Origin of the sequence: Streptomyces flaveolus (genome assembly GCF_000716535.1) — a bacterium.
Taxonomy (GTDB): domain Bacteria; phylum Actinomycetota; class Actinomycetes; order Streptomycetales; family Streptomycetaceae; genus Streptomyces; species Streptomyces flaveolus_A.
This window is the reverse complement of the sequence record NZ_JNWV01000069.1, coordinates 14913-33081: the sequence shown is the minus strand read 5'-3', so window position 1 is coordinate 33081 and position 18169 is coordinate 14913. Positions and strand designations below refer to the sequence as shown.

The 18169-nt window shown below is 71.2% G+C and carries 16 protein-coding genes; 4 read left to right on the top strand and 12 right to left on the bottom strand.

Translation table 11 applies throughout. From position 1 onward, the window contains the following. Positions 1 to 266 precede the first annotated feature (266 nt). Genes OO52_RS43485 through OO52_RS43475 form a run of 3 tightly spaced genes read left to right on the top strand, consistent with a single transcriptional unit; the run spans position 267 to position 5520 of the window. Positions 267 to 1313 (top strand): ABC transporter ATP-binding protein, encoded by a 1047-nt coding sequence (locus OO52_RS43485; RefSeq protein ID WP_234339993.1) that lies wholly within the window; start codon positions 267 to 269, stop codon positions 1311 to 1313. Then, complete coding sequence (locus OO52_RS43480) at positions 1310 to 2716, top strand: ABC transporter permease (RefSeq protein WP_030658407.1); 1407 nt, start codon at positions 1310 to 1312, stop codon at positions 2714 to 2716. Before OO52_RS43485 ends, OO52_RS43480 begins: the two co-directional genes overlap by 4 nt. 53 nt (positions 2717 to 2769) lie before the next feature. Beyond that, positions 2770 to 5520, top strand: coding sequence for a bifunctional YncE family protein/alkaline phosphatase family protein (locus tag OO52_RS43475; protein WP_030658405.1), 2751 nt, complete (start codon positions 2770 to 2772; stop codon positions 5518 to 5520). Here the strand turns inward: OO52_RS43475 and OO52_RS43470 are convergent. From OO52_RS43470 to OO52_RS43455, 4 genes are all read right to left on the bottom strand, one after another. Then, positions 5492 to 6322 carry a hypothetical protein gene (locus OO52_RS43470; protein WP_245240330.1) on the bottom strand — a complete coding sequence of 277 codons (831 nt, stop codon included), beginning with the start codon at positions 6320 to 6322 and terminating at the stop codon, positions 5492 to 5494. The genes OO52_RS43475 and OO52_RS43470 overlap by 29 nt on opposite strands. Before the next feature lie 377 nt (positions 6323 to 6699). After that, positions 6700 to 7749, bottom strand: a complete 1050-nt coding sequence (locus OO52_RS43465; protein ID WP_030658402.1) for an aldo/keto reductase — start codon at positions 7747 to 7749, stop codon at positions 6700 to 6702. Positions 7750 to 7799: 50 nt separating this feature from the next. Then, complete coding sequence (locus OO52_RS43460; protein WP_030658400.1) at positions 7800 to 8639, bottom strand: SDR family oxidoreductase; 840 nt, start codon at positions 8637 to 8639, stop codon at positions 7800 to 7802. A gap of 123 nt (positions 8640 to 8762) precedes the next feature. Further along, positions 8763 to 9371: a DJ-1/PfpI family protein gene (locus OO52_RS43455; protein ID WP_030658398.1), complete on the bottom strand. Its 609-nt coding sequence runs from the start codon at positions 9369 to 9371 to the stop codon at positions 8763 to 8765. Between the two features lie 145 nt (positions 9372 to 9516). Between OO52_RS43455 and OO52_RS43450 the strand changes: the two genes are divergently transcribed. Then, positions 9517 to 10248 carry a sulfite exporter TauE/SafE family protein gene (locus OO52_RS43450; protein WP_030658396.1) on the top strand — a complete coding sequence of 244 codons (732 nt, stop codon included), beginning with the start codon at positions 9517 to 9519 and terminating at the stop codon, positions 10246 to 10248. Positions 10249 to 10295: 47 nt separating this feature from the next. On the opposite strand, the gene OO52_RS43445 is transcribed toward OO52_RS43450, so the two are convergent. From OO52_RS43445 to OO52_RS43410, 8 genes are all read right to left on the bottom strand, one after another. Beyond that, on the bottom strand, positions 10296 to 11546 hold the full coding sequence (locus tag OO52_RS43445; RefSeq protein WP_234339996.1) for an MFS transporter: 1251 nt from the start codon (positions 11544 to 11546) through the stop codon (positions 10296 to 10298). 313 nt (positions 11547 to 11859) lie between these two features. Then, entirely contained in the window at positions 11860 to 13038 is a 1179-nt protein-coding gene (gene pqqE / locus OO52_RS43440; RefSeq protein ID WP_030658391.1) for a pyrroloquinoline quinone biosynthesis protein PqqE, read from the bottom strand. Next, positions 13035 to 13304, bottom strand: a complete 270-nt coding sequence (gene pqqD / locus OO52_RS43435) for a pyrroloquinoline quinone biosynthesis peptide chaperone PqqD (protein ID WP_231408390.1) — start codon at positions 13302 to 13304, stop codon at positions 13035 to 13037. Before pqqD ends, pqqE begins: the two co-directional genes overlap by 4 nt. After that, positions 13304 to 14077, bottom strand: coding sequence for a pyrroloquinoline-quinone synthase PqqC (pqqC, locus tag OO52_RS43430; protein ID WP_030658388.1), 774 nt, complete (start codon positions 14075 to 14077; stop codon positions 13304 to 13306). Before pqqC ends, pqqD begins: the two co-directional genes overlap by 1 nt. Continuing rightward, positions 14074 to 14988, bottom strand: a complete 915-nt coding sequence (gene pqqB, locus OO52_RS43425; protein ID WP_030658386.1) for a pyrroloquinoline quinone biosynthesis protein PqqB — start codon at positions 14986 to 14988, stop codon at positions 14074 to 14076. The genes pqqC and pqqB overlap by 4 nt, the downstream gene beginning before the upstream one ends. An 8-nt stretch (positions 14989 to 14996) precedes the next feature. Beyond that, positions 14997 to 15134 carry a pyrroloquinoline quinone precursor peptide PqqA gene (gene pqqA, locus OO52_RS43420; RefSeq protein WP_014669248.1) on the bottom strand — a complete coding sequence of 46 codons (138 nt, stop codon included), beginning with the start codon at positions 15132 to 15134 and terminating at the stop codon, positions 14997 to 14999. A 70-nt stretch (positions 15135 to 15204) separates the two neighbouring features. Further along, complete coding sequence (locus tag OO52_RS43415; RefSeq protein WP_231408389.1) at positions 15205 to 16317, bottom strand: PQQ-dependent sugar dehydrogenase; 1113 nt, start codon at positions 16315 to 16317, stop codon at positions 15205 to 15207. Between the two features lie 348 nt (positions 16318 to 16665). Then, positions 16666 to 18159: a glycosyl hydrolase family 28-related protein gene (locus OO52_RS43410; protein WP_030658382.1), complete on the bottom strand. Its 1494-nt coding sequence runs from the start codon at positions 18157 to 18159 to the stop codon at positions 16666 to 16668. Between the last annotated feature and the right edge of the window lie 10 nt (positions 18160 to 18169).

Sequence of the window (18169 nt, the reverse complement as noted above, 5' to 3'; positions counted from 1 at the left end):
GCGCGCGGGTGGCCCCCCAGCCGTAGGACCGCACACTGCGCCCCCACTTCGCACGGCCGCTGTTTCGTGAAGGGCCGAGGCCGGTTCCGCCGGCGTCATCTTGGTGCTGATGCCCTGTCAGACCGCCCGAATGCGACGAGGACCGACACTCCGGGCACCGATTACTCGCGTTTGGTGCTCCGTTCCCTGAGCGTTCAACCGGTGCTTGCTGTCCGTGTCGTGTGTGCTTCCTAGGGTCCATGAGGCTTTTCCGAAAGAAGGGGCTCATGGACTCACAGCTCGCGATCCGGGCGCGCGGCATCACCAAGTGTTTCGGTGATGTCGTCGCGCTCGACGGCGTGGATCTGGATGTGGCACAGGGCCAGATCCACGGCCTGGTCGGGCCCAACGGCGCCGGCAAGACGACGCTGCTCGGCCTCCTTCTCGGTCTGGCCGTGGCCGACAGCGGCAGCCTGGAGATCCTGGGCACGCCGGTGGGCCGGGAGTTCCAGGCCCCCGGCGGTGTCTCCGGGTTCGTGGACGGGCCCGGGCTGTACCCCTCGCTCACCGCCCGGCAGAACCTCGCCGCGCTCGCCGCCCTGCGCGGTGACGACACGCGGTCGGCGGGGATCGACGACGCGCTCGACCAGGTGGGACTCACGGACGTCGCCGACGAACGCACCCGCGGCTTCTCCCTGGGCATGCGCCAGCGCCTCGGCCTCGCCGCGGCCCTGCTCACCAGGCCGCGGCTGCTCGTCCTGGACGAGCCCTCCAACGGCCTGGACCCGGCCGGGAAGAAGCACGTCCACGGCGTCCTCACCCGGCTCGCGCGGGAGGGCACGAGCGTCGTGCTCTCCAGCCACCGGATGGACGACCTGGAGGCCCTGTGCTCCGAGGTCACCATCCTCGCCACCGGACGGATCGTCTTCTCCGGGCCGCTGGGCAAACTGGCCGCCGAGAGCCGTGAACTGGACTACCGGCTGGTCACGTCCGACCCGGAGCGCGCACGCCGGCTGGCCGCCGAAGCGCCGGGAATCCGGCCGGCCGACGACACCGCGGGACGCCAGGGCGGAGAGGCGCTCGTGGTGCGCGCGCAGGTGCCCGACCTCGACGACCTGGTGGTGCGGCTCGTCCACGAGGGCATCGCCCTGCGCGAACTCGCCCCGGTCGTCTCCCCGTTGGAGGCGGCGTTCCTGGCCCTGACCGAGCAGCGGAAGAGCGACGCCCGGCAGCGGGACGACGCCGACGTGCCGCAGGAGTCCGACGCCCGGCAGCGGGACGACGCCGACGCCCCGCAGAAGTCCGACGCCCAGCAGCAGGAGACCGGTCGATGACCGCAACCGCAAGCCCCACCGCGACCACGCCCCCGACCCCCACCGCCGTACCCCTCGCGCACACCACCGCATCAGGCCGTGTCACAGTTGCCCGAAGCTACCGCTTCGAGGTCGTCAAGCTCCTTTCCCAATGGCGGATCCGCCTGCTGCTCCTCGCCTGCTGGATCGCGCCGGCGCTCTTCGTGGCCGGGGTGAGCGGGCAGAGCACACTGCCGACGGACACCCTCTTCGGCCGCTGGATGCACGCCACCGGCTGGGCCGGCCCGCTGGTGACGCTCGGTTTCGCCGGCACCTGGGCGCTCCCGCTGCTCACCTCCGTAGTCGCCGGTGACGTGTTCGCCTCCGAGGACCGGCTCGGCACCTGGCGCCACCTCCTCGTCGCCGTCCGCTCGCCCCGGCGGATCTTCGCTGCGAAGGCACTGGCCGGCCTCACCGTCATCCTGCTGCTCGTGGCCGGCCTGGCCGTCTCCAGCACGGCCGGCGGACTGGTGGCCGTCGGCGACCAGCCGCTGGTCGGCCTCGACGGCCACCTGCTCACACCGGGGGACGCCGCAGGAACGGTCCTGTCCGCCTGGTCCGCCGTGCTCGCCCCGACCCTGGCCCTCGCCGGGATCGGGCTGCTCGGGTCGGTCGTCCTGGGACGCTCCCCGATGGGCCTGCTGCTGCCCGCGCTCGTCGCGCTGGCGATGCAGCTCGCCCAGATGCTGCCGCTCCCCGTCGCCGTACGCCTCGCCCTGCCCGGCGACGCCTTCCTCACCTGGAACGGCCTGTTCACGAGCCCGGCCCAGCGCACCCCGCTCCTCATTGGCATCGTTGTCAGTCTCCTGTGGGCCGTGACGGCGACGGTGCTGGCCTACGTCCTCTTCCTGCGGCGCGACTTCACCAACCCCACCGACGACGGCGCGGCGCGCCGCGCCGTCACCACCGCCGCCCTGCCGCTCGCGGGGCTGCTCGGCGTGACCGTCGCCATCGTGGCGGCGACGACCACGGCCACCGGCTCCGGGATCGAGCAGGCCAAGGTGCAGCGCTCGCTCGCCACGGAGTTCGCCCACCTGTACCGCCTGCAGACCGAACAGCTCCACCGGCCCGCCGTCACCGAGGCGCAGCTCAAGACCTCGGCGGCGTGCACCAAGGCCGGTGTCCAGGACGGCGCCCAGGGCCCCGGCAACGACTGGCGGTGCGTCGTCTCCTGGCACCTGCCCGGCGTCGCGGCCACCGGATCGGCCGTCTACCAGCTCGACATCACGGCGGACGGGCGGTTCGTCGCCGACGGTGACGGACCGAAGGAAGTGAACGGCTACTTCGTGGTGCGGACCCCGACCGGAGACGCACCGAACCCGCTGTGGCAGTTCGACGGCAACGTCGACCTGCTCTCCGCCTCCCCGGACTCCGCGACCCCCTGAACCCTTCCTCTCCGGCCACCCCCCAACTCCTCCGATTCCCCAAGGAATGACACATGCAGATAACACGCCGCCGCCGGCAGGCCGAGAAGAAGTACTACGACCTGCTGGGCAGACGTGTCAGCCGCCGGGCCGCACTGGTCACGGCATGCATCACCACGGCCGCCCTGGCCACCGGCACCGCCGTCGCCGAGACCCGCCAGTTCGGCACCGAGCAGGTCGGCCAGGTCACCGACAAGGGCCAGGTCGTCTCCGCCGACCAGTACATCGCCCCGTACGGTGACCGCCTCGTCATCAACGACGGCAAGATCATGTCGTCGACGGTCAGCCCGGACGGCAGCCACCTCGCCGCCTCGGTCACCGACGGCGACGCCTCGCTGGTCATCGTGGACCTCGCCACCGGCCAGATCAAGCAGCGCGTGGGCACCAACGCCGCCGACGACCTGCGCATCAGCAGCAACGCCGTCGGCCAGGAAGGCCCGACGTACTCGCCCGACGGCAAGCAGCTGTGGCTGGGCCAGCTCGACGGCTACACCAAGTTCACCGTGAACGCGGACGGCACCCTCGCCAACCCGGTGACCGTCAAGATCCCGGCCGACGGCAGCAAGCAGGCCCTGGTCGCCGCGGCCGTGTTCTCGGCCGACGGCTCCACCGTGTACGCCGCGGTCAACGGCCAGAACCGGGTGGTCGCGATCGACGCGGCGACCGGAACCGTCAAGCAGAACTGGACGGTGGGCAACGCCCCGCGCGGCATGGCCCGGGTCGGCGACAAGCTCTACGTCAGCAACGAGGGCGGACGGCCCGCGAAGGCCGGCGACTCCACGCTCAACTCCTACGGCACCCAGGTGCCGGCCGACCCGAAGACCGGCGCCACCACCACCGGCACGGTCAGCGTCATCAACCTGGCCGACCCGTCCGCCGCCGTCGGCACCATCGACGTCGGCCTGCACCCGACGGCCGTGTACGCCCAGCGCGGAGCGGTGTTCGTCACCAACACCGCCGACAACAACGTGTCGGTCATCAACACCGCCAAGGACAAGGTCGTACAGACCATCGCCACCCAGCCGTGGCCGGAGGCCTCGGTCGGTTACGAGCCCGACGCCGTGACCCTCACCGACGACGGCCACCTGCTGGTGACGCTCGGCCGCGCCAACGCCGTCGCCGTCTACCGCTACACCTCCCCGCAGGAGCCGGTCAGCTACGTCGGCCTCCTGCCGACGGACTACTTCCCCGCCGAGATCACCACCGTGGGCAAGAAGGTCGTCGTCTCCAACACCCGCGGCATCGACGCGCGCCGCCCCGCCGGCGCCGGTCACGGCACCCACGACACGACCTCCAGCCTGACGCAGTTCACCCTGCCCAGCGACCGTGTCATCCGCTCCCAGACCGAAAAGGTCTTCCAGCAGAACGGCTGGACCGGCGACTCCGTCCGGCTGGCCAAGGGCAACAGCCACACCAAGCCGCAGCCGGTTCCGACGCGGATCGGCGACCCGTCGACGATCAAGCACGTCTTCCTGATCGTCAAGGAGAACCGCACCTACGACCAGTTGTTCGGTGACATCGCCAAGGGCAACGGCGACCCGTCCCTGGCGCAGTTCGGCGAGAACGTCACCCCGAACCAGCACGCGCTGGCCGAGCAGTTCGGGCTGTACGACAACACGTACGACATCGGCACCAACTCCGCCGAGGGCCACAACTGGCTCATGCAGGCCGACAACCCCGAGTACACCGAGTCCTCGGCCGGTGAGTACAAGCGCAGCTACGACACCGAGGACGACGCCCTCGGCCACCAGAAGACCGGCTTCCTGTGGTCGGGCGCGCAGGCGGTCGGCAAGTCCGTGCGCAACTTCGGCGAGTTCCAGCAGTTCCTGACCAAGCCGTCCGGGGCGAGCTGGCAGAACCTGTACTGCGACGCCAAGAACATGGACGCGACCGGCCAGGCCACCGCGTACCCGCTGAACTCCTCCTCGCCGATCCCGTCGCTCAACAGCGTCTCGGTGCCCGGATTCCCGAAGTTCGACACCAGCGTCCCGGACATGTACCGGTACGAGATCTGGAAGCAGGACTTCGAGAAGAACGGCCCGGCGAACCTGAACATGTTCTGGCTGTCGAGCGACCACACCGGTGGCCCGGCGAGCCCGGCCGCCCAGGTCGCCGACAACGACCTCGCCACCGGCAAGATCATCGACAAGATCTCGCACAGCAAGTACTGGAAGGACTCGGCGATCTTCGTCGTCGAGGACGACTCCCAGGCCGGCCTGGACCACGTCGACGGCCACCGCGCCCCGGTCCAGATCATCAGCCCCTGGGCTCAGCGCGGCACCGTCGACAGCCACTACTACTCGCAGATCACGATGATCCGCACCATCGAGCAGATCCTCGGGATCCACCCGATGAACCAGAAGGACAGCGCGGCGACCCCCATGCGGGGCGCGTTCACCAAGCGCCCTGACTACACGCCGTTCACCGCCCTGCCCAACCGCACCTCACTGACGGACGGCGTGAAGACGCCGCCGTCCTGCGGCGTGGACACCCCCGCCGCACAGGACGCCAAGGCCGCGGCCGTGCCGTCCGCGAAGGTGCCGGCGGACAAGAAGTCCCTCGCCGCCGCCTGGGACGCCTGGAAGTCCAAGCAGCACCTGACCGGCCCCCACGCCATCCCCGACTACGCCAACCCGGCCCAGATGAACCACGTCACCTGGTACGAGACCTTCAACTGGACGCGCCCGTACCCCGGCGAGAAGAAGATCTACGCCCCGAACGACGTGCCCGGCGCCTTCATCCCCTCGGAGGAGTCGGACGGCTGAGGTCCACGTCCACCTGGGACAGCTCGCCGTTCTTGAGGGTGAAGTCCGCCGTCACCTTGGCGTTGGGCGCGTCCTTCAGGTCCTTGTCCGTCGGCAGTTCCATGCCGGGCGGCAGGTCCTTCGTCAGCGGCCGCAGCTCGCCGAACAGCTCGGTGATCAGCGTCCGGAAGGGCGCCGTCGCGGTGACGTGCTCGGTGCCGTCCCCGCCGCCGGCCGTCTTGAAGCGCACCTCACGGGCGACGACCTCGCGGAGCGCCTTCACCAGCTTCTTCTGCGTCTTGGCGTCGAGGGACGGCGCGGGCGCGGGACCACCCTCGGCCTCCTGGCCCTCGGCGGCGGCCTTGTCCATCTCCTTGGTGCTGAACTTGACCCACTTGCCCTCGAGGACGGCCTTGAACGCCCCGGCCTCCGGCGGCAGGTCGTCGGCGGACGGTACGGGGCTGCCCGACATCTTGCCCATGGCGTCGATGTCGGCACGGATGTAGGTGTAGTCGCCGATCACCCGGTACTCGGCGAGGTCGCCGTCGGGGGTGCTGAGCTTCATGGCCGTGCCGACGAGGTCCTTCTCGCCGGACTCGGCGAGCGGCTTCTTCGACTCCACGGTCACGGTGATCTTCGCACCGCTGATCAGCTTGGCGGCCTCGTCCGGGATCTCCTCACCGGGCGCGGGGTCGGACTTGGCGTCCAGCGCCTTCAGGGTCGCGACGTCGGTGTCCACGTCGAGCTCGAAGGAGAGCCTGTTCTTCTTGCCCAGCTTCTCGAAGGCCCGGTCGAGCTTCTTGCCGGCGGACAGCTGCTCCACCGTTCCGCAGGCGGCGGAGCCCGCGAGGACGGCGCCGACGACGGCGGTGGCGGTCAGGGTCTTGCGTATGGCGTTGATGATGGTCTCCTCGTGGCTCCGATCACCATGTGATCGCTGAGAAGACTCACAACCAGCCCACAGGGTTGTACGGTCCGTTTCGAGGCGGGGTACGCCGGCACGGCCTTCTGTCCCCCATCGGCGACTTCGCCCATGGGGGCGTGCCGCTGCCGAAGATGTGGGACCGTAGTGCCGGCCGGGCCCGTTGCTTCCCCCGTGGTGACGGGCCCGGCGCGCCCGCGTGGTGCCCCGACCTCGGGCCTCGGCGCCCATGAGGCCCGTGAACTGAGCACAGCGCGCGGGCAGCGGCGGGCGGGGCGTCAGCCGCCCGCCTTGATGCCGTTGATGACCGTCGTTCCCTGCTGCGCGGGCACGCCGAGGGTCTTGAGGAAGGGCAGGGGGAAGCCGAGGGACGGGGCGGTGAGGCCGTCGAGCTCGGCGAGGTGTTCGGCGGAGAGGGTGACGTCCAGGGAGGCCAGGTTGGCATCGAGCTGGGCGACCGTACGGGCACCGATGACCGTGGCCGTGGTCAGGGGCTGCTGACGTACCCACGCCAGTGAGACCGCCGCGACGGTGGTGCCCGACTCCTCGGCGATGCGCCCGAGTACGTCGATCAGGGCGAAGGTCCGCTCGTTGAGGTGCCGGCCGACGAACATGCCGCGGCCGGAGCCCTCCGGGGTGTGGTCGTCACGCGTGTACTTGCCGGTCAGCACGCCGTTGGCGAGCGGGCTCCAGGGCATGACGCCGAGGCCCAGTTCCCGCGCGGCGCCGAACAACTCGCCCTCCGAGGTGCGCTCCAGCAGCGAGTACTCCAGTTGCAGGGCGGCCACCGGCGTCCAGCCGCGCCACTCGGCGAGGGTCGCCATGCGGGCCACCGCCCACGCCGGGGTGTCGGAGAGGCCGACGTAGCGGACCTTGCCCTCGCGGACGAGATCGTCCAGCGTGGACATGGTCTCCTCCAGCGGGGTGTGCTGGTCCCAGTTGTGCTGCCAGTACAGGTCGATGTAGTCGGTGCCGAGCCGTTCCAGCGAGGCGTCGATGTGCGTGCGGATGGCCTTGCGGCTGGTGCCGCCGTTGTTCGGGTCGGTGGGGTCCATGGACAGGGCGACCTTGGTCGCGATGACCAGCCGGTCGCGTCGCGCGGGGTTCTTGCGCAGGTAGGTGCCGATGACCTGCTCGGAACGCCCCTCCGTGTAGCGGTTGGCGGTGTCGATGAAGTTGCCGCCCGCGTCGACGTAGCGCGCGAGGATGTCGAGCGAGGTCCGCTCGTCGGCGCCCCAGGAGGGGTCGCCGAAGGTCATCGTGCCCAGGGCCAGGGGGCTGACGCGGAGGCCGGTGCGTCCGAGCGTACGGAAGTCGGTGAGGCTCACGGTGGGGTTTCCTTGACTCTGCGGAGGATGTGGGGGAGGGACGTGGTGGGCTACTGGTCGAAGTCGGTCGAGAAGGCGATGGACTTCGTCTCTTCGAGTGCGGCGAGCCGGCGCTGGAGTGCGCCCCTGACGGCTCCGTAGGCGTCGCTGCCGAGTGCTAGCCGCAGGGGAGCGGGGCTGGTGCTCGCCGAGGCGATGATGGCGGCGGCCACCTTCTCCGGGTCTCCGGTCGCGTCGGCCGTCAGGTTCCCGCCGGTCGCCTCGATGTACCGGCGGACCTGGCCCACGGGGGTGGCGGCGTAGGCGTCGATCGCGGGGGCGATGGAGAGGACGGCGCCGAAGTCGGTGCGTACGGCACCGGGTTCGATCAGCGTGACGCCGATGCCGAACGGCGCGACCTCGGGTGCCACCGACTCCATGAAGCCCTCCACGCCCCACTTGGAGGCGTGGTACATACCGGCGCCCGGTGTGGTGATCTGGCCGCCCATGGTGGAGGTCTGGATGAACCGGCCGCCGCCCTGGGCGCGCAGGTGGGGGAAGACGGCGCGGGCGAGCTGGATCGGGGCCGTCATGTTGAGGGCGATCTGCTGCTCGATCGCCGAGTCCTCCAGCTCCTCGGCGGCGCCGACGGCGCCGGAGCCGGCGTTGGAGAAGACGACGTCCACCCGGCCGAGCTCCGCGAAGACCCGGTCGACCACGGCGCGCAGCGCCTCGGTGTCCGTGACGTCGAGCGGGGCCGTCCAGAGCCGGTCGCCGTACTCCTTGGCCAGGTCGTCCAGGCGATCGGTACGGCGGGCCACGGCGGCGACCCTGTCACCGCGGCGGAGGAGCTGCGCGGTGACCTCGCGGCCGATGCCCGACGACGCTCCTGTGATGAACCACGTGCGCATGACTGTTCCTCGAAGCTGATGAATCCATCCGGTTGGTTGAAAGCTAGCGCACCGTCGTGAGGAAAACAACCGGATGGTTTAGAAGTCGGTGCAGCGCAGCCGCGTCAGTGCAGCGCCTCCGCGTCAGCGCAGCGCGGCCGCGTCCGCGTGGACGGCACGCAGCGCGCGATCGACGGTCTCCCGGTTCTCGCCGACGGGAGCCACGTAGTCGAGGACGTCCCGTGCGGCCTCGTCCCCGAGCGTCCGGGTGATCACCCAGGTGGCGAGGTACTGGGACGCCAGGCAACCACCCGCCGTGGCGATGTTGCCCTCGGCGTGGAACGGCACGTCCAGCACGGTGACGCCTCGGGCCTCGACGAACGGCCGGCTCTTCCTGTCCGTGCACGCCGGCATGCCCTCCAGCAACCCCAGCCGGGCGAGCACCAGCGCGCCCGAGCACTGCGCGCCGATCAGCTGGCGCGACGGGTCGAGCCGCAGCCGGGAGACCAGGTGATCGTCGGCGACCACGTCCCGCGTCCGCACGCCACTGCCGATCAGCACGACCTCGGCCTCGGTGACGAACTCCATGGGGCGCTGCCCCGTCACCTCGACGCCGCTCATCGACGTGACCACCGGCGTCGGCGTCGTGATGAAGGCTTCCAGGCCGTCCTCGCGGCACCGGTTGATCAGCGCGGAAGCGATGAAACTGTCGAGCTCGTTGAACCCGTCGAAGGTGACCACGGCTACCTGCATCACAACCCCTTCACGCACGGCCTCGGACTCGCAGTCTCGCGCACCGCATCGCCTGGCGCCAGGTGGTCACGTGTCTGTTCCCGATCCCCGGCCCTGCGTAGCCTGGCGCTCCCTGGCCGTCCGTACGTCCGAGAGGAGGCCGCCGGTGACGGGTGCGTGGGCGCAGCACGTGCTGCTGGGCGGGATCGTGCTGCTGGGTGCCTGCGTGCAGTGGCTCACCGGGATGGGCTTCGCGCTCGTCGCCGTTCCCGCGCTGGTGCTGCTCCTCGGTCCGGCCGAAGGCGTTGTGCTCGCCAACTGTGCCGCCGGAGCCATCAGTGTCGCCGGGCTCGCCGTCGGATGGCGCAGCGTGCGGCTGAACACGATGGTGCCGTTGTGCCTCGCGGCCGTGTGCACCGTGCCGGCCGGGACCTGGGTGGCACGGTGGCTGCCCGAACCCCTGCTGATGGCCGCCATGGGCGCGCTGGTGACCGTGGCCGTCCTGCTCGTGATGCGTGGCACGCGCGTCGCCGCCCTGCGCGGTGGCGCGGGTGCGGTCACCGCCGGTGCCGTCGGCGGTTTCATGAACTCGGCGGCGGGCGTGGGCGGTCCGCCCGTGTCCCTGTACGCCGTCAACGCGGAGTGGTCCGTCGCGGAGTTCGTGCCCAACGCACAGTTCTACGGAGTCCTCGTCAACGCCGTCTCGGTGGCATCCAACGGGACACCGGCACTCAGCGCCCCGGTCTGGGGCCTCGCCGCCGGCGCGATGACCGCGGGCGCCCTGATCGGCAGGCGACTCGCCGGGCGCGTACCGGAGGACCGGGCACGTCTGCTCGTCCTCCTGCTCGCCCTGGCGGGAGGAGCCTGCACCCTCGGAAAGGGACTGTGGGGGCTGTGACCCCGAGCCTCCCGACCTGTGCCGGCCGCTCGCGGTGAGGGAGGCCGTCACGAGGACGGGACCGGACTCCCCGACGGGCCGGGAAGCGTCCGTCCCAGGCGGGCGAGCGGGGACATGGCCATCACCGCCGGCGACAGCAGCATGCCGGCGGCTGTCACCAGGAGGCTCGTGCGCGTCCCCCACTCTTCCGCGAGGAACCCGCCGAGCAGCGAGCCGAGCGGGGCGGTTCCCATGCCGGCGAAGTTGATCGTCGCGGCCACGCGGCCTTGCATCCGGCCCGGAGCGACGGTCTGCCGGACGGCCATGACTGTGACGTTCACCAGCTGGCCGAAGGTCCCGAAGACGAAGTTGACCGTGAGGAGCGCGGGGACCGTCACCGCGGAGGGGCCGTGCAGCGCGGGCACGAGGAGGAACACGCCGTCGCCGAGCGCTGCCGCGGACACGAGGACGGCGCCGTGTCCGAAACGGCTCGGCAGGCGGGCGGCCAGCAGTGAGCCCAGGAGCGCGCCCGGCCCCGTCGCCGCGAGGGCCAGCCCGACGGCGGTGCCCGACAGGTGCAGGTCCCGTGGCAGGAACAGCAGATAGACGGTCATCACGGCCGCGAAGAAGAACTGGAAGGCGGCCGATGCCAGGCACACGGCCCGCAGCGAGGTGTCACCGGCGACGAAGCGGAGGCCCTCATGGATCCGCCGCCAGACCCGAGGAGGACGTGCCGGGCGTTCCGGGAGGCATTCGCGGCGACCGATCCGTCGGATCGACAGGAACGACAGCGCGAAGAACACCGCGCTGGAGGCGGCGGCGACCGGCGCCGACAGCACCGACACCAACGCACCGCCGAGGGCCGGACCGCCGATCTGCGCAGCGGACCGACTGCCCTCGAGGGCGCTGTTGCCGCGCACCAACTGATCGCGCCGCACCAGGCGTACCAGGGAGGTCTGGTAAGCCATGTCGAAGAACACGGACAGGGCCCCGACGGCGAAGGCCACCACGAGCAGCGCCGGCAGGCCGAGCCCGCCGAGGAGTCCGGCCACGGCGGCGGCGCCCAGTGCCAGGGCCCGACCGGCGTCCGTCAGCACCATCACCGTACGGGTCCGCCACCTGTCCACCCACGCGCCGGCGAGGAGCGACAGCAGCAGGATCGGCGCCTGCCCCACCGCGCGCAGGGCGCCCAACTGGCCGGCACCGGCGTCCAGCGTCAGGACGGCGAAGAGCGGCAGCACCACCAGGCTCGCGTGTTCGCCCAGTTGGGAGGCGGTCTGGCCCACCCAGAGCCGGCGGAAGTCACCGTCCCGCCACAGGCTCGACGGAACAGGCCGGTCCGAACCGGATACAGCGCAGGAGGACGACGGCACAGGCACCCCTCGGATGACCGAAGACGAGACCCGCCGACCGGTGCACGACTGACGCGCCGTTTCAGGCAGCGGGAAGGGGAGGCTCGCTGTGCCGCGCATGAAGGGCAGCACGCGATGACAGGCCGCTCACGGCCTCAGCTGTCAACGCGTGCTCGGACGACCGACCATGTCTTCGCTCCTCGTGAGTCACTCGCTGTGCGAACACTAGCTCCGCTCGGCGGGGTGCGAAGGGCGATCACGGAAATGCACGGTCTGCCGGTCAGTTCCCGCCCTTCAGGCCCTCAGTGGTGACGACGGTGGGTGCAGGGGCCGGTGCCGGTGCCGGTACGGCTCCGGGCCGGCGGTAGACGTACGGCGGCGCCTCGGGCCGGTCGCCGTCGGCCGGTTCGCGGACGAGGTGGTGGTCGGGGGAGAGCGCGCACGCCGGATCGGTGCGGGCGGCGTCGCCGGTGAGGGCGAACGCCTGGCAGCGGCAGCCGCCGAAGTCCTCCTCCTGGCGGGGGCAGCCCCGGCAGGGGCCCGTCATCCAGTCGGTGCCGCGGAAGCGGTCGAAGGCGGGGGACCGTTCCCAGATCCAGGCGAGCCGGTGGTCGCGGACGTTCGGCGCGTTCAGGCCCGGCAGGGAGGCGGCCGCCGGGCAGGGCAGCACGGTCCCGTCCGGCGCCACGGTGAGCGAGACCGCTCCCCAGCCGCCCATGCAGGGTTTGGCCACGCCGTCGAAGTAGTCGGGGACGACCCACACCAGGTCGATCCGCCCGGCGAGTTGCTCCCGGCGGCGCTCCACCGTCTCCCGGGCGCGGGCCAACTGGTCGCGGGTGGGCAGCAGCGCGGTCCGGTTGAGCAGGCCCCAGCCGTAGAACTGCGCGTTGGCCAGCTCGATGCGGTCCGCACCCCAGGCCAGGCCCAGCTCGATGACGGCGTCGACGGCGTCGAGGTTGTCGCGGTGCAGTACGACGTTCAGGCCGAGCGGGAGCCCGGCCCGGCGCACGAGCGCCGCGGCCCGTTCCTTCGCGGCGAAGGAGGAGGGGCGTCCGGCGATACGGTCGTTGGCCCCCGGGTCGGCGTGCTGGACGGAGAGCTGGACACTGCGCAGCCCGGCCGCGGTGAGGGCGGCAAGCCGTGCCTCGTCCAGCCCGGTGCCGCTCGTGACCAGCTGCGTGTAGATCCCGGCGGCCTCGGCGGCGGCGACGATCCGCTCCAGATCCGGGCGCAGCAACGGCTCGCCGCCGGACAGATGGGTGTGCACGACGCCCAGTTCACCGGCCTGACGCAGTACGTCCGCCCACTCGTCGGTGCTCAACTCGCTGGAACGACGGGCCAGTTCCAGCGGGTTCGAGCAGTACGGGCAGTGCAGCGGGCAGGCGTGGGTGAGCTCGGCGAGCAGGGCCCACGGGGGTGCGGGCGCCACGACGGGCCCGGGGTTCACGAGGGTGGTCACGTCAGCCAGCCCTCCTGCCGCAGGCTGTCGAGGAAGGCCGGGACGGTGCCGGCCACCGGCGCGCCGGGAAAGCGCTCGGCCAGCTCGCCGACGATTCCGGACACGGTGCGAGTGCCGTCGCACAGGCCGACGACCATGCCGCCGTGCCCTTCGAGAACGACCACGCGTTCCGGCAGGACCAGCAGGTCCCTGCCGCGCACGGCGTCGTGCCGCAGCATCAGCGCCGGGGCGAGCGCCGGGCACCACTGTTCCGCGGTCTTCGGCATCACACCCGCTCCCATGCGCCGTCCCGGTCCTGCGCTCCCTCGTCCTGCCCGGTGTGCCCGCACCCTGCCGCGTACTGCTGGACGGCGTCGAGCAGGGACCACAGCACGTCGCACTTGAAGGAGAGCGCGGCCACGGCCTTCTCCTGCTCCTCGCGGGTGCGGGCCCACTCCAGCACGAGGTCCAGCGCCTCGGCACTGTCGCGCCGGCCCTGGTCGACGCGGGCGCGGAAGTAGGCGAGCCCGTCCGACGCGATCCAGGGGTAGTGACGCTCGAACGCCTCGATGCGCAGGCGCATGAGATCGGGGGCGGTCAGCTCGGTGAGCGAGGCGGCGACGGCCTCCAGGGTGGAGCGCAGGCGGCAGAAGTTGACGTAGCCCTCCACGGCGAGCCGGACGCCCGGCAGCACGGTCCCGCCCGACAACAGGGTCTCGCGGTCCACGCCGGCCGCCTCGCCGAGCCGCAGCCAGCGCTCGATGCCGCCCTCGCCCTCGCCGCGTCCGTCGTGGTCCTCGATCCGCCGCAGCCACATGCGCCGCAGCCTCGACGAGTCCAGCTTCGCGATGATCAGCGCGTCCTTGACCGGGATGTGGCGCTGGTAGTGGAAGCGGTTGGTGATCCAGCAGCGCACCTCGTCCGGGCCGAGGTCGCCCTGGTGCATGCGGACGTTGAAGGGATGGCGGTCGTGATAGCGGTCCTGGCCCACCGCGCGCAGGCGGTCCTCGAACTCGGCGCGGCTCCAGGGCCTCGCCGGCGGGGCGAGTGTCGTGGTCACAGCTCGATCACCATTCCGTCTTCGGCCACCTCGAGGCCCAGCCGGGCGAGCCGCTTGTGCTGCGGCGCGGCGGGGTCGACGAGGGGATTCGTGTTGTTGAGGTGGGTGTAGAGGCAGCGGGCGGACAGCGTGGCGAGGATGCCGGCGGTGCCGCCCGGTCCGTCGATGGGCAGGTGCCCCATGCCCGTCGCGGTACGGGGGGAGATGCCGGTGCGGCGGGGCTCCTCGTCGTCCCAGAAGGTGCCGTCGACGATGACGCAGTCGGCCTCGGCGGCGGCCTGGTGCAGCGCCTCGGACCAGGCGGCCACGGCAGGGGCGTACAGGGCGGTCCCGCCGGTGGCCGGGTCGTACAGGCGCAGCGCGACGACCCAGGCGTCGTCACCGGGGGCGTCGGCGGCGTAGCGCGGGCGCTTGCCGGAGACGGGCACGGCGCTGATCCGTACGCCGCATCCGGCCGGGACGTCCGTGCCGGCGTGCAGCGGCTGTGTCCCCCGGCACCGCAGCTCCCGCCAGGTCAGGGCGGTGTACGGGGTGAGGACCGCGCCCAGGCGCAGCCGGACGTCGACCGCCTCGCGGACCGGGGTGGTGGCGAGGACCTCGAGGCGGTCCGCCTCGCGCAGCCGCCCGATCCCCAGGGTGTGGTCGAGTTCGGCGTCGGTGAGCACGACTCCGGCGATCGGCGTCTGCCGGGGGCCGGGACCGGGGTGGAGGACCGGGTGGGCCTCGATCTGGTCGCCGATGTCGGGGGTGGCGTTGACGAGGTACCAGCGGCCCTCGTCGGCACGGACGGCCAGCGAGGCGTGTCGGCGGCGCCGCCCGGGGTGGGCGCGTGCCCCGGAACACCCGGGGCACGCGCAGTTCCACTGGGGGATGCCGCCGCCGGCCGCGGTACCGAGCACCTGCAGCAGCATGACGGCGGTTAGCGGACGCTGAGGGAGTAGGCGGTGACCTCCAGCGCGGTGTCGACGACCACGTATCCGGGGGTCTGCCAGGCGGTCCGGTCGATCTCCTCGGTCGTGCGGGCGGGCTGCTCGACCTGCTCGACGGCTTCGGTCATGGTGCGTACCTTCCTTTCTGCAACGGGGTGTTCCCCTCCCGGGCGGGAGGGAGTTCTCGGTCGACCGCCGCTACCTGATGGTCACCTTGAGGATGAGGTCCTTGTCGGTGCCGCGGTCGCTCGTGCCCAGCCAGAGCTGGTCCGCGCCGGGGACCTTCACCAGTGCCCGCAACCGGCCGTACGCGCCGTTGTAGTAGGCCGTCGCCCGTCCGACGTCCTGGCCGGTGGAGTCGATCGGAATCCGCCACAGCCGGTGGCCGCTCAGCGTCGAGGCGTAGATCACGTTGTTCACGACCGCGATCTGGGCGGGCACGCCGCCCTCGTCGGGCTTCCAGACCATCTTCGGGTTGGTCATCCCCCCGGCGCGGCAGGCGCCCTCGCAGGTGGGCCAGCCGTAATTCCGGCCCGGCTTGACGAGGTTGAGTTCGTCCCAGGCCTCCGCGCCGATCTCGGTCGACCACAGCCGTCCGGCGCGGTCCCAGGCCAGTCCCTGGGGATTGCGGTGACCATAGCTGTAGACGCGCGTTCCGAACGGGTTTCCGGGAGCCGCGGCACCCTTCTTGGTGATCCGCAGGATCTTTCCGTTGAGCGACTTCCTGTCCTGGGCCAATTGGCCCTTCTGGGCGTCGCCGGTGGCGACGTACAGATATCCGTCGGGCCCGAAGGCGATCTGTCCGCCGTTGTGCTGGGTGTCCCGGACGATTCCGGTCAGGATGGGGGTGTAGTTGCTCAGCCTGGTGCCGTCGAACTTCATCCTGACCACACGGTTGTCCTTGGCCGTGGTCTCCATGAAGAACACGTCCTTGTCGGTCGTCCCGTTCCAGGTCGGTGACGCGGCGACACCCAGCAGACCGCCCTTGTCCTGCGTCTGCTCGCTCCACACCGCGTTCGGCACCGTGCCGACCTTCTTCTTGGCGCCGTTCAGAGCGACCTTCCAGACCGCGGCGGTGTCGCGTTCCGTCACCAGCGCCGCGTTGCGGCCCCGGAGGAACGAGATCCCCCAGGGGGTCGTCAGCTCGCCCGTGAGTTTGCTGATCCCTGACGGTGCGCCACCCGCGCGGGGAACAGCCGGCGGTTCCGCGGCCGTCGCGTGCGGCCCCGACAGGCCTAGTGTCGTGACGGCGGTGACAGCGGTGAGCGCGGCCATGCCCGGACGGACCCGGTGCAGCGCCGAATGCGCCAAGCGTGACATCCTGATGCCTTTCCTGTCGTGGCGCCACCGCGTGATTCCACGGAATGACGCGGCGGAGTGCGATACGCGGGGGCGCTCACTGCCGTCCCGCACCCTGGTGAACCCGGTGAAGGGTGTGGGCCGGAGCGCGGCAATGATTCTTTCGGGACTGTCAGGTGCCCCCTGAAGCAATGGCCGCCGGGATCGGTCCGTCTTGCTGACGGGCGGACTTCCGGCGTCGGACTGCGGATGTCAGTGAGCTTGCGCGCGGAATCGTCCGCCGCCGGTTCACCGGCGCCGGGATGTCCCTCCCACGGGTGACCTGTCCTCGGCCGATGGAGGCGGACGGAGTACGCCGGGTCAGGGCGGCTTCTGTTGCGGGGAGGAGCAGTCCGCCTGAGCGGCGTCGCGCGGCGCCGGGGTGTCCGGGGTACCGGGAGTCGTCGCGGGGCTGGGCTCCGGGGACGTCGCCGGCCGCGGCGAGGGGGTCGTGGCGGGACTCGGCTCGGGTGCCGACGCGGGGCTCGGGCTCGGCGCCAGGCACGGGGGCGGGGTGGACGGGATGGAGGGGGACGCCGGCGCGGGCGAGTCGCTCGTGCCGCCGGCGTCGATGCAGTCGACGAACTGGACGAACGGGACCTGGTCCGTGCCGCCCGCGACCGCGAAGTCACGTTCGGTATGACTGCGGAGCAGACACATGTCGTAGCGGGCGAGGACCGGGAGGGGGTCCGGTGCGGAGGCCGGCCGGTACTCGTGGCGGCCCACCAACTGGCAGGAGTCGTAGCGGATCAGCGGCCCGCGCGGGCCGACGTTGTAGCGGTGCGGGCGGACTTCGGCGGAGAAGTCCTTGTAGGCGAGGCCGGTGTCGTCGCAGTCGCTGAAGTGGACCGTGCCGCCGTTCCACACGCAGTCGATGACGACCACGTCGGGGTCGCGCACCTCGAAACGGATGTCCTGGGCGTGGAACCGCTGCACGGAGTCGTGGTGCTGGGCCACGGGAAAGCGGAAGAACGTGCTGGTGGTGCCGTATTCCGGAGTGCTCTGCGGACGTCGGCCCGTGATGATGTACGAGCCGCCCCGGCACGCGATGGAGCCGCCGTAGGGGAACTCCAGGAAGTTGCCCCACTCGTATTCGACCTTCATGTCGGTGAACCAGTAGTTGAGGAACTGGTCCTGGTCGTTCGGTTCCTGCTGACCGCTCCGCGTCAGCCCCGAGTACAGGAAGGCCCGGCGGTAGCGCCCACCGACCCGGCACGCCTCCCACCGCATCTCCGAGTTGGTGTCCGTGCCGCTCAGGACGAGCCCGTATTCCCATTCCCCCATCCACTCGCACTCGGAGAACCGGTAGTCCTGCGCCTGCCCGGTCGAGTAGGAGTCGAAGAAGGAGGCACCCGGCGTGGCCGAGCGGAACTGCATGCGTTCGAAGGAGAGGTTCGACCACACGTCCCGGTTCCGGCAGAGGAAGGAGCCCGGGCCGGTGCCGGGACGGAAGACGAGACTGGTCATGCGCCTGCCCGCACCGGAGAACCGCAGGCCGCTCGCGGGTCGCGGGGGAGCGACACCGTTCAGCAGCGCTTGCGGGCGCGTGATGAGGAAATCGCCGGCGGGGATCTCGATCACCACACGGCCGACTCCCCCGGAGACACGCGCGGCGGCGAACGTGTAGGCGATCTCGAAGGCTTCGCTGTCGTCGGTCCGTCCATCGCCCACCGCGCCCAGATCGGCCACGTTGACCACGGCGTCCGGATCGGCGGAGGGCTGCTGGACGGCGGACGCGCCACGGGTGGACAGGGCCGTCGCGGCCAGCACCGAAGCGCCGCCCCGCAGAAGTCGCCGACGGCTGACACGGGACATGGATCCATCC